Source organism: Pseudoalteromonas sp. P1-7a, from assembly GCF_001401855.1.
Lineage (GTDB): Bacteria > Pseudomonadota > Gammaproteobacteria > Enterobacterales > Alteromonadaceae > Pseudoalteromonas.
In genome coordinates, this window is the sequence record NZ_LKDU01000027.1 from 28,503 (window position 1) to 40,835 (window position 12,333).

At 43.0% G+C, this 12,333-nt stretch carries 10 protein-coding genes; 2 read left to right on the plus strand and 8 right to left on the minus strand.

All coding sequences use genetic code 11. The annotated features are described in order from the left end of the window. Positions 1-116 precede the first annotated feature (116 nt). Entirely contained in the window at positions 117-1,844 is a 1,728-nt protein-coding gene (locus tag AN389_RS15255; protein ID WP_055020184.1) for a DUF885 family protein, read from the minus strand. A gap of 216 nt (positions 1,845-2,060) precedes the next feature. Between AN389_RS15255 and AN389_RS15260 the strand changes: the two genes are divergently transcribed. Both AN389_RS15260 and AN389_RS15265 read left to right on the plus strand, forming a co-directional pair. Then, positions 2,061-2,648 (plus strand): DUF4202 domain-containing protein, encoded by a 588-nt coding sequence (locus AN389_RS15260; protein ID WP_082422736.1) that lies wholly within the window; start codon positions 2,061-2,063, stop codon positions 2,646-2,648. 39 nt (positions 2,649-2,687) lie between these two features. Then, positions 2,688-3,188, plus strand: a complete 501-nt coding sequence (locus tag AN389_RS15265) for a zf-TFIIB domain-containing protein (protein ID WP_055016098.1) — start codon at positions 2,688-2,690, stop codon at positions 3,186-3,188. Between the two features lie 110 nt (positions 3,189-3,298). Here the strand turns inward: AN389_RS15265 and der are convergent, their stop codons facing one another. The 7 genes from der to pilW form a co-directional block, all read right to left on the minus strand. Continuing rightward, complete coding sequence (der, locus tag AN389_RS15270; protein WP_055020185.1) at positions 3,299-4,765, minus strand: ribosome biogenesis GTPase Der; 1,467 nt, start codon at positions 4,763-4,765, stop codon at positions 3,299-3,301. Positions 4,766-4,839: 74 nt separating this feature from the next. Beyond that, positions 4,840-6,018 carry an outer membrane protein assembly factor BamB gene (gene bamB / locus AN389_RS15275; RefSeq protein WP_055016096.1) on the minus strand — a complete coding sequence of 393 codons (1,179 nt, stop codon included), beginning with the start codon at positions 6,016-6,018 and terminating at the stop codon, positions 4,840-4,842. Between the two features lie 10 nt (positions 6,019-6,028). Further along, positions 6,029-6,649 carry a tetratricopeptide repeat protein gene (locus tag AN389_RS15280; RefSeq protein ID WP_055020186.1) on the minus strand — a complete coding sequence of 207 codons (621 nt, stop codon included), beginning with the start codon at positions 6,647-6,649 and terminating at the stop codon, positions 6,029-6,031. 19 nt (positions 6,650-6,668) lie between these two features. Then, complete coding sequence (gene hisS, locus AN389_RS15285; RefSeq protein WP_055020187.1) at positions 6,669-7,949, minus strand: histidine--tRNA ligase; 1,281 nt, start codon at positions 7,947-7,949, stop codon at positions 6,669-6,671. 396 nt (positions 7,950-8,345) lie between these two features. Then, positions 8,346-9,464 (minus strand): flavodoxin-dependent (E)-4-hydroxy-3-methylbut-2-enyl-diphosphate synthase, encoded by a 1,119-nt coding sequence (gene ispG / locus AN389_RS15290; RefSeq protein ID WP_055016093.1) that lies wholly within the window; start codon positions 9,462-9,464, stop codon positions 8,346-8,348. 5 nt (positions 9,465-9,469) lie between these two features. Continuing rightward, positions 9,470-10,366, minus strand: a complete 897-nt coding sequence (locus tag AN389_RS15295) for a RodZ domain-containing protein (protein WP_055016092.1) — start codon at positions 10,364-10,366, stop codon at positions 9,470-9,472. Next, the gene (gene pilW, locus AN389_RS15300) at positions 10,363-12,258 is read right to left on the minus strand and encodes a type IV pilus biogenesis/stability protein PilW (protein ID WP_055020188.1); all 1,896 of its coding nucleotides are present in this window, start codon (positions 12,256-12,258) and stop codon (positions 10,363-10,365) included. The genes AN389_RS15295 and pilW overlap by 4 nt, the downstream gene beginning before the upstream one ends. Positions 12,259-12,333: the final 75 nt, after the last annotated feature.

The following is a 12,333-nucleotide window of genomic DNA, read 5'->3' on the forward strand; positions in this document are numbered from 1 at the left end:
TTATGCTCTGGTTTTTGTAATCATTAAGTTTACGAAGCAAAAGCGGGTAGGGATTAGTTTTGAGGCGTTTAAAAGGGTTTAAAAAGAGGCGGCAATTAATACCGCCTCCTTTGATGTTAAATAGCTGATTTTTGCTCTGCTATCCAATCGTTTATAACGTCTTCAAGTACTGCCATAGGGAGCGAGCCTTGGCCTATTACAGTGTCGTGAAAGCTGCGAATATCAAATTGTGTGCCGAGTTCTTTTTCGGCTTTTGCACGTAATCCGCGTATTTTAATTTCGCCCATTTTGTAAGAGAGCGCTTGGCCTGGCCATGATATATAACGATCTATCTGATCTTCCACGGCGCTTTGTGGCAAAGCGGTGTGACTGGCTAGGTAATCAATTGCTTTTTGACGGCTCCAGCCAAAGGCATGAATGCCGGTATCAACCACTAAACGCACAGCACGCCACATTTCGTAACCTAAACGGCCAAAATCGCTGTATGGGCTTTGATAAAAACCCGCTTCTTTACCTAAGCGCTCTGTGTACAGTGCCCAACCTTCGCCAAATGCAGAGTGACTAAGTGTGCGTCTAAATTCGGGTACATTTAGCTCCATAGCAATGGCATTTTGTAAGTGATGCCCTGGTATGGCTTCGTGCAGGCTGAGTGCTTCTAAATTATATAAAGGCTGAAGTTTAGGTGTTGAGGCTAAAAAGTAAGTACCTGGCGAGCGGTTGTCGGCCGGTGGCATATAAAACGCGCCACGACTTGCTGAGCCTTTAATAGTAAAGGTGTTACGCGGTAAGAGGCCAAAGTAAGTGGGCAATTTACCATACATTTTTTGCGTGATGAACGCGGTTTTTTCTAGCAAGTCTTGCGCGTCTTTTGCGTAAAATTGCTCATCGGTTGCTAAAAATTCTAAAAACTCACTATAGGTGCCATCAAAGCCTACTTCATCAATAATATTTTGCATTTGCGTTTTTATACGCGCCACTTCTTTTAAGCCAAGCTCATGAATTTGCTTTGGTGTGGCGTTTGTTGTGGTGTAGTAATTAACCGTGTATTTGTAGTAATCAAGCCCGCCTTTAACGCTTGCTATGCCCGGCTGCGCTCTACAATGTGGCATATAGTCATTTTCAAAAAAGTCGTAAAAATGCTGATACGCAGGAATTACTTTATCTTTAATTACGGCTTGTGCTTTTTGTTTTAAGTTTGATTTTTGCGCTGTACTAAAGGTATTAGGTATACGAGTAAAGGGATCGTAAAGGGCGCTGTTTTCGGGGTTTTTAACTATGTGCGCGCTAATGCTTTGGCTGTAATTTTCAAAGGTTTTACAGTAATGGGTAAATCCTGTTTTTATTCCTTCTTTCATTAAATCAATATTTTGCTGATTAAAGCGTGGGTAGTCGGCAAGGCTGATTAAAAATGCGTTGTAATCATCAGCGGTTAAAAAAGCCATATTAGCGGGCGCTTCTGCAAAGTAGGTATGCCAGCCACTTAAAAAATTAACCGGAAAATACTTATCCTGATAAAGGTAGCTTTGCTGCTCGGTTTCTCGCTCATATTTAAATAAGCGGTAGTTCATTAGCTGCTCGTTGTTGAGTGTTTTTGGGTCAATACTGGCTAAGCTTTTTAGTACGCTGTTGTTATAAGCTTGGCGCTTAGCAATGGCTTGCTCGCTCCAATCGGGTAATGTGCCATTTGGTTTCCAACCGTCTGGATCGGTTCGAAAAAATATTTTTTCAGCTTTGGCGTTTTGCCAATGGTTATCAATAATGGTTTTTAAATCGCTGTTACTGTCGGCAAGGCTTGGTAGCGAGGTGGTTGCTAAGCACATAGCTAAAATACGTTTTTTAAACATAGTCATCCGTTATTGGCGAGTTAGTCGCGCTTTTTTATTTTAATTTGTGTTTAATATAGTACCAAGTTAACTAAATCAATGCGCTCACTTTTACAGCCCATATTTAGTGGTTTTATTTTTGATTGAACAAATTTCACTGCATAACTGATTAGCGCACTAGTTTATTGTTTTATCAGCGTTTAGAATAATTAAAACTTATTATAAAAAATGACCGTCATGTTTAATAAAGTAATCGCCCTAATTGATGAAGCTAACAACCAAGACCCAAACACTGAGCAATTTAATGGGCAAAGCGTGCCCAAAGAAAGCCTTTATGCTACTCGTATGAGCGACATGCTTAGCCGTTTTAACCCAGGTGCTGATGAGCTAATGCAAATTGCAGTGCGTGGGCAGCATATTCAGCGCTGGAAGTCGCCGCGTAGTGACTTTGCAATGAATAAGCAGGGCTATCATCAGTGGCGCAGTGCACTTTATATATTTCATGCAAGTAGTGTTGTAGCGCTTATGCAGCAAGCTGGGTACGGTGAGGCTGAGCAAAACAGAGTGTACGATGCAGTTGCTAAAAAGAATATTAAACGTAACCCCGACAGCCAATTAGTAGAAGATGTAGCTAGCCTTGTATTTATTGAGCATTACATGCTCGGGTTTGCTAATAGCAAGCCTGATTACGATGAGCAAAAATGGATAGGGATTATTCGCCGTACTTGGCAAAAAATGTCAGACGAAGCACATGAGTTTGTATTGGCTGGACATATTACATTGCCCCCACCGCTTGTTGGGCTTATTCATAAAGCACTTGAGTAAAGTAGTGTAAGTTAAGTATTAAAATAAAAGGATTTTAGAATGTTATGCCCACGCACAAATACCTCTCTTGAGCCGCTATTAATTGGCGGGATTACTGTTTACACGTCAGCACAAGGCGGCGTATTTTTTGATAACAGCCAAATTTTTAAGTTTAGCTCGCCTGAGTTAAAGCATGGCCAGGTGCTACTTAAGTACTTGGGTGAATATAGCGAGAGTGAATACGATGTATCGCAACGAATTAATTGCCCAAAGTGTATAAAAGTGGTGATGATGCGCCGGTTTTTTTCACCGCTCAAAGTGGTTGAAATAGACGAGTGCCCAGGTTGTGCAGGCATATGGCTCGATAGCGGCGAGCTTGCAAAAATACACGAAAACCATTTAACCCCCAAAGAGCGAAAGCTGTTAGCGCACGAAATGGCAACCAATCATGGGTTTATAACTATTAAGTCGCCAAAATCTAAGTATTACCCCAAAGCGCCCAAAAATACCCAAAACACCACGGTTGAGCGGCTGGTGCAATTAGCATTACTTAATCTTTAATACCAAGCCTCAAAATAGCTCACTTAATTAAGTGAATTGGTATAAAGCATAAAAAACGGCGTACTAAAAAGTACGCCGTTTTTTTTGAAATAAATTAATGCTTATGCAGTTTATTTATTACGGTTTTCTTTTGCAAAGGCACGTATTTTACGTTTTTGCGAAAGCGTTACTTTGTTTGTACGCCCTGCAAATGGGTTATCACCTTCTCTAAATTCAATTTTGATTGGTGTGCCCATAATTTTAAGTGCTTTACGGTAGTAGTTCATTAGGTAGCGTTTGTAGCTATCTGGTAAATCGTGAACTTGGTTACCGTGAATTACAATACGTGGCGGGTTATAACCACCGGCATGTGCGTACTTAAGCTTAACACGACGACCACGAACAAGTGGCGGCTGGTGATCGGCCTGTGCCATGTCCATAATACGGCGTAGCATTGCGGTGCTAATACGCTTAGTTGCTGACTCGTACGCCTCATCAACCGACTCAAATAAGTGGCCAACACCTGTACCATGAAGCGCAGATATAAAGTGTAAGCGTGCAAAGTCGATAAAGCCTAAACGGCGATCAAGCTCTGTTTTAATACGGTCTTTAACGTAATCATCAAGCCCATCCCATTTGTTCACAGCAATTACTAATGAACGCCCTGAGTTAAGCGCAAAACCTAATAAACTTAAGTCCTGATCAGAAATGCCATCGCGAGCATCAACAACTAGTAGTACAACGTTTGCATCTTCAATGGCTTGAAGTGTTTTAATTACTGAGAATTTCTCAACTACGTCGCTTACTTTTTTACGCTTACGAACACCTGCGGTATCTATTAAAATATATTCTTTGTCGTTACGGGTCATCGGAATATAAATAGAGTCGCGGGTGGTGCCTGGCATATCGTATACAATTACACGTTCTTCACCAAGTATACGGTTTGTAAGTGTAGACTTACCTACGTTAGGGCGACCAATAATAGCCAGCTTTACTGGTTTATCGGCAAACGCTTGATGGTCTGTATCGTCGCCTTCGGCTTCTTGATAAAGGTCGATTAATTCTTCGTCATCACCAGCAACGTCTTCGTCAAGCGCGGCAAGCTCAGCAATTACAGGTTGCAGCGTTTGTTCAAGCAATAGTGTTATACCACGGCCATGGGCTGCCGCGATATGATGTACTTCACCTAATGATAATTGGTAAAATTCAGCACAGTTTGAGTCGGCGTCAATGCCATCTGTTTTGTTGGCAACCACAAAGCACTTTTTCTCTTGCTTTCGCAAGTGATTTGCAATGGCTTGGTCGGCTACGGTCATGCCTACGCGGGCATCAACTAAAAACAGCACAATATCGGCTTCTTCAATGGCGAGTAATGACTGATCAGCCATTTCGGTTTCGATGCCTTCTTCGGAGCCATCAATACCACCCGTGTCTACCACGATAAATTCATAGCCATCGTAATTAGCTTGGCCATATTTTCTATCTCGTGTTAAACCTGGAAAATCGGCTACGAGTGCATCACGAGTACGTGTTAAACGGTTAAATAATGTGGATTTGCCCACATTGGGTCGCCCAACTAGAGCGATCACGGGAAGCATAAACTACCTCTTTAAAAAACAACAAAAGGCTTCGCAGTGCGAAGCCTTACAAAAAACCTTTAAGTGTTAGCTAGTTAGTTCGGTATTGTAACCGCGCTAACTTCACCATCACGGGTGTATAAAATTAGCTTGTCGTCGGCTACAACCGGCTCTACAAAAAAGCCCGAGCTGTCAAATTCTTCACGAGATACTAACTCGCCAGTGTCTTTGTTTAACCAATGAAGGTTACCTTCTTGGTCACCTAAAGCTAAATGGCTACCTGCTACTGCAGGGCCTGTTAGGTACCAACCACGCAGAGCGGGTTGGCTCCAACGTTCAATACCTGAATTTTTATCTAGTGCGTAAATTACGCCTTCGCTATCTACTAGGTAAATAGTTTGGGCATCCATCGCTATTTCGCGATAGCTGCTGTATTCACGTTTCCATACAACATTACCTGAGCGAATATCTACCGCTGCTAGGTTACCGTTATATGCAATAGCATAAGCGTAAGGACCGCTAATAATAGGTTGCGTGTCTACATCCACTAAACGCTCAAATTCTGATGCGCCTTTAGCAACGGCAATTTCTGCGCTCCATGCTGAGTAGCCGCTTTCTGAAATAAGCACACTTAGTTTGCCTGTTTCTAGGCCCAGTAACACCCCACCGTTTGCTACAGTTGGCGAGCTTTGGCCGCGTAAAGTAAGCGGTGGCACTTCTTGCTCAAAGTTCCAGCGTTCTTCGCCTGTATCTGGGTGAAGTGCTAATAATTTACCCGAGCCTAAGTTTACAAAAATTAGGCCATCGCCTGCGGCTGGTTTAGACAGCGCTTCGCCAGGTACATTTTTACGCCATACTTCTTCACCGGTTTCACGGTCAAGCGCAATAATAAAGCCGTGCTCAGAGCCTACGTAAATTTTACCATAAGCTTGTAGTATACCGCCTGATAATTTTGCAGTGCCGTTATCTGACCATGGCCAAAACGATACGTCTTCACGTATGTCGGTTTCCCATAGTGTATCGCCATTAGTAAGCGACAGCGCTTCAATTTGGCCTTCACGGCTGGCTACATAAATGGTGTCTTTGTAAACAGCAGGCGATAAGCGAGAAAAATAATGCTCTACACCACTGCCAACCGACTCTTGCCACACTACCTCTGTTTCAAACTGATTAACAATTTCAGGAAGTACTAACTCGTCTTCGTCATCACTTGATGAGCAACCCATAAGTGTTGCCATGCATAGTGCGAGCGTTGCTGTTGTTATTTTTTTCATACCTAAAACCTTATGCCGCTGGGCTAGTTACTGCTAGGTCGTCTAATTTAATTTGTAATAAAGGGTTTGTAGCTGAGCCCGCTGCTTCAGCCGCTGCTTGGTATGCAGAGCGAGCTTGGTCTTTATTACCTTGCGCAATGTAAATATCGCCTTTAAGTTCTGCTACATTGGCGCTGTATGCTTCTGGTAGTGGCGAGTTTAACGTTGTAAGTGCTTCGTCATACTTGCCTTGTGCAAGTTGAATACGTGCTAAGCGCGTAATGGCAATGGCTTTAAGCTCTTCGCTTTGAGCGTTTGTAACAATCCAGCTTAGTTTTTCGCTAGCTAAGTCTAATTTTTTTGCATCAACAGCGTCTTTTGCCGCAACAAAAGCGGCTAAAGTTGCATAGCTTGTGTCTTGGTTGTTTTTAATGAATGTATCGGCCGCGCCAAGTACATCGTCACTTTGTACAAGTGTTGTATATTCGTCAGACGCTTGCTCAGCCGTTGTAATTTGGTTTTGGTTGTAGGCTTTCCATCCGTATAATCCGCCTAAACCCACAATTACACCTAGCGCAAGTGAAATACCGTTTTCGCGAAAAAAGCGCTTAATGGCTTCTGCTTGTTGTTCTTCTGTTGAATAAATGTCCATTATTACCTCTTAAGTTAGCTTAGCTATTGATAAGCTCAGCTAATAGCGCTTTAGCTTGTTCTAATTCTAGTGTGACTTGCTCTTTACGCTCACGTAAATATTTGATGGTCACAACGCCTTTTTCTAATTCATCTTCGCCGATAATAACAGCCACTAGTGCATCGCTTTTATCAGCTCGTTTTAGTTGTTTTTTAAAGTTACCGCCGCCAGCATGCACCATAACGCGTAAACCTGGCACGTCGCTACGCAATTGAGCTGCAATGGCTGGGGCTTGAATGCTTGCTTTGTCGCCCATTGCCGCTAAATATACATCAGCATTGCGGCGAATGTCACCTACACACTCAAGTGCTTGGAGTAACAGCACTAAACGCTCTAGGCCCATTGCAAAACCCACCGCTGGGGTGGCTTTACCGCCAAGTTGCTCTACTAAGCCATCGTAGCGTCCGCCGGCACATACTGTACCTTGTGCGCCTAAGCTGTCGGTTACCCATTCAAACACGGTGCGGTTATAGTAGTCTAAACCACGTACTAACTTTTCATTAACCGTGTATATGACGCCAGCTGCGTCTAAACGTTCACATAAATTTGCAAAATGTTCTTTTGATTCAGCATCTAAATGCTCAGACAATTTAGGCGCATCCACTAAGATTGCTTGCACGTCTGGATTTTTGCTATCAAGTACACGTAATGGGTTTGAGTACATACGGCGTTTTGAATCTTCGTCGAGTACGTCGGTATGTTGTTCAAGGTAGGCTACAAGTGCATCGCGGTAATCGGCGCGCGCTTCGTTAGACCCTAACGAGTTAAGCTCTAAACGTACGTGCTCGCTAATGCCAAACGCTTTCCATAATTGCGCTGTTAATAATATAACTTCTGCGTCTATGTCGGCTGTGGCAATACCAAATGTTTCTAAACCAAATTGGTGAAACTGACGGTAGCGACCTTTTTGCGGACGTTCATGGCGAAACATTGGGCCCATGTACCACAGGCGCTGCTCTTGGTTATAAAGCAAGCCATTTTGATTACCTGCGCGTACACATACTGCGGTGCCTTCTGGGCGAAGGGTTAGCATGTCGCCGTTACGATCAGCAAAAGTGTACATTTCTTTTTCTACTATATCGGTTACTTCACCAATAGAGCGTTTAAATAAGTCGGTTGATTCTACAATAGGAAAACGAATTTCTTGATAACCGAACGATGCTACTGTCTCGCGTAAAATGTTTTCTACTTTCTGCCAAACTTGCGTGTCGCCCGGCAGACAATCGTTCATACCGCGAACTGCCTGAATTTGTTTTGCCACTGATAAATCCTAATTACTGTTTATGTGTAATAAAAAAATGCTTACACAACAAGAATGCTAAAAATTGACCCGTCATTATATACCCAAATGACCCCATGATGCGAGCGTCGTTTGAATTAAAAGCGATTTAGGCAAGGCATTGATTGAAAGTAATAGTGGTTCTATTGTTAAAATCAATAACGCAGTATAAATCGCTTTTAAACCAACCCGTTGGGCGGTTTACAGACACTTATTCTCATCGTTGTTACTTTTTAAAAGGGATTGCCATTTTTGCAAAGTAACGCCTTGATATTAAGAGCCTGTGAAACGCTGAATTCTGTACCTTGGGGTCGTTTGGGTATCCTCTAGCTATAAAGGTAAACGCCAAACAGCATGGTTTGGCGCTTTATACGGTATTTATTCGACTATTTTAATGTCGATAGGTGTTTGCTGCTCTTTTTGAGCAATAAAGTCGCGCACGTAGCCTTCAAGCTGGTCAACAATGTTGTTGTTATCAATACGCGCTTTTTGACGCTCGCCATTAATGTATAAACCTGAGCGGCGGTTTGCACCGGCAAGGCCAATATCACTCACAAGGGCTTCGCCTGGGCCGTTAACGACACAACCAATTACTGAAACAGACATTGGCTCAACCACATCTTCAAGGCGCTCTTCAAGCTGGTTCATGGTGCTTACGACATCAAACTCTTGACGTGAGCAGCTAGGGCAGGCAATAAAGTTAATACCGCGTGAGCGTATACGCAGCGATTTTAAAATATCAAAACCGACTTTGATTTCTTGAACTGGGTCGGCAGCAAGTGATACACGCAGCGTATCACCAATACCTTCGGCAAGTAACATGCCTAAGCCTACAGCCGATTTTACCGAGCCTGAGCGCATGCCGCCGGCTTCGGTGATCCCTAAATGCAGGGGTTGATCTATTTCTTTAGCAAGTAAGCGATAAGCGCCTACAGCTAAAAATACGTCTGATGCTTTTACTGATATTTTAAATTGGTCAAAGTCAAGGCGGCGTAATATATCTACATGACGCATTGCTGATTCAAGTAATGCCTCGGGAGTTGGCTCGCCGTATTTTTCTTGTAGGTCGCGCTCTAATGAGCCGCCATTTACACCAATACGAATAGGAATATTATGCTCGCGCGCTGAGTCTACAACAGCTCTAATACGCTCTTCACTACCTATATTCCCTGGGTTTATGCGCAGGCAATCTACGCCATATTTTGCCACTTTTAACGCTATGCGGTAATCAAAGTGAATATCGGCAACAAGCGGAATACTCACTTGCTCTTTTATACTTTTAAACGCTTCTGCGGCATCCATTGTTGGGACAGATACACGCACTATATCAGCGCCGGCATCTTGTATTGCTTGGATTTGCGCAACCGTGGCATCTATATCTAGGGTATCGGTATTGGTCATCGACTGCACGGCAATAGGGGCTCCGTCACCAATAGGCACGTTGCCTACATTGATGCGGGTTGATTTTCTGCGTTTAATTGGAGATTCTGAAAACATAGCGACTACTCTGCTAATGGTAATTTAAATTTGGCTAAACGATTTTTAGGATAACCAGAGATATCAACTGGTTCGCCGTTTAGAGAAACACTAACTACGTCGTGCTTACCTAGCACAACCGAAAAAGGCGGGGTACCGCTTACAGTCATTTTATAGCCTGCTTTTTTTACGCCAAATGCAATGCGCTCACCCTCACCATCGTGTATTTCTACCCAGCTCTCATCGTTAAACACCATGTTAATTGTACTGGTGTTACTTTGCGTGTCGGGCTCGTTAGTGGCTGCTTGGGTGTCAGCGGCAATAGGCGCCGTGGCATTAACGGCTTCACTTAAGGGGACTTGTTCAGCACTTATAGGCATCACCGCCGGTGTGCGCTCAACAGCCTGTGTTGCTTGCATTTGTGAGGTGTTCTGACTTTCGTTATTTAGCGCGTTGTTAGTTTGCAGGTTATCTAAAATTGAATTTTCAATATTGATTGTGCTTGTTTGCTCATCGATAGGGGTGGCATTTTGCCAAAACCATAAGGCAGATGAGCCAATAACAATGGCTAAAATAATGTAGCTCACCAGCATTAGGCGGCTGTCGTGGGCTTCTTTTTCTGTGCGGCGCGAAAAGCTTTGCATGTTAGCCGGCTTTGTAGGCTCAGGCGGTGCAGGCAATCTGGCTAATATAGGGGCGCTATCGACGTGTAGTTCACGGCAATAGTTTTTAATGTAGCCTTTTACAAAGGTAATAGGGCCTAATGTTTGATACTGATCGCTTTCTAAGCGTTGTAACTGAGAAATAGAAAGCTTAAGTGGGCCAGTAAGTGACTCTAAGCTTACATTAGCCTGCTCTCTGTGCGCTTTTAATAGTTGCCCAACACTTGGCTCATCGCTTTGTTGCGTAGTTTCTTCTGTCATAATAGGTACGAATTTGGATCCACTAGTAATAGTCTATGCCCAGGTGTAAGTTCTATATCTGGGCTTAATTTATTCCATCGCATTAATTCATCAATTAATACATGCCGCTGGGTAGCTATGTCGTAAAGGGTATCGCCAGCTTTAATCTCGTAATAAATATTAGGATCGTTTAAATAAATTTTACTTCCGTTGATCACACGATCCGACTCCTTTAGACCATTCCACTGCAGGAGTTTTTGTAGTTTAACATTGTATCGCACTGAAATGCTAAATAGGTTTTCACCAAACTCAATAATATGAAAAGGCACCTTTAAAGGGGGGACTTTTGGATTAAGCATTGGTGGCACTTGTTTTACACTTGGTTGATAGTTTTTGAGTGTAATGTCTTGGTTGTCGCTGTATGAATTACCACTAAATACAGCACTGTCTTTTTTAGCCTCGTAAAATACAACTGCATTATTTAAGCCCGTATTCTGTGGGCCATTTGCAGCAGAACGTGTATTTTGTGGAGTATTAAAGTTAGCTTGTTTTGGTGCGCCAAATGAAATTATTTTTACTTCGTCATCCTCTTTAGCTGCTTGTGTAGCGGCAGTTTTTGGCGGCTCAGCTTTGGTTTTAGACGTGTGTTGCGCTTGGTGATCCGTTGTTAATGCCATAAGCACGGCTGCGGTATCTGTTTTAGACTCTGCAGGTGTAGGCTTGTTTACCTCTTGGGCAGGTTGTTCTTTGTTAGTTTCAGGCGCTTGGGCAGTATTTTTTACGGTTGGAGCCGCTGTCGCAGCAGGCACTACTGCTTTAGTTGTTGTAACTACTTTAGTTTGCGCGGTTTGTGGGGCTGGCGTGAGAGTGTTAGCGTCATCACTTTGCTCAGCTACGCTTTTTTGTTTGTTTACAGCGGCGATGGTTGCCTGCGCGCTTGGCGCCTCATTTAATACTGAGCTTGAAGGCTCAACCCCTGGGGAAATTAAGCTGGTCGAATTATCGGTAGTTGGGCGTTTTTTACGAATAATTTTAATTTTTGGTTGCTCAACCCTAATTTGCTCTTCGCCGTACTGCTCTTGAAGCTCTTCAAGCTGCGCTTTACGGTATTTTTCGCGTAGAATTTCAAACTCAGTTTGTTTGGTACGATTATCGCGAATAGCATAGGCTTGCTTACTTGTCGGGTAAGTTTGCATTATAGTAGCGGCAATTTTTTCTGCTTCTTCTATTCTGCCCATACGCTGCTTAATTAAATAACCAAGCAATAAAGCCCGTGCAGACACTCGGCCGGTGTCGTCATGGCGCTTTAGTACTTCGCTGGCTTTATGCAAATCGCTTTTAGCATAAAAAAGGGCGGCTAAGCTTATTAGGGTCGATGTACGTTGCGAGCTGTGATTAAGTGCTTGTTTAAAGTAACTCTCTGCATTTTCAAAGTCGTTAAATTCAATGGCACATAATGCAAGGTTTTCGTAGCTTTCGGCAACGCGTATATAGCTTGGGATATCAATTGCTTTTAAAAACTGATCGGTTGCGCGGTCATACTCTTCAATGCTACATAAAAACACACCGTAGTTATTAAGCGTATTCGGATCGTCAGGCTTAATTGCTAATGCTTTTTGATAGGCTTTATCGGCACGCTCTTTTTCGCCTACTTGTTGGTAATAATAAGCAAGAGAGTAATGAACTTCAGGCAGATTAGGGGCAAATTCTATAGCTCGCTCAAGGTTATACTTTGCTTGCGAGTTGTTGCCTGTTTCTAAATATTGTAAAGCGAGGGCGATACGAGTGCGTGCTGCGCCTGCATTATTGATTTTGTTTTCGACGACGGGTTTGTCACTGCCGTTATAACTACTTTCACTTACACATCCGCTAAGGGCTAGTGTTGAAAGTGTTAAAGCAAGTAAAGATCGCATTACCTTGTCTCTGTTTTTCTATCCATAGCGCCTATCTTACCTAAAACCTTTAGTGTTGCATCATTTATTTAAAAA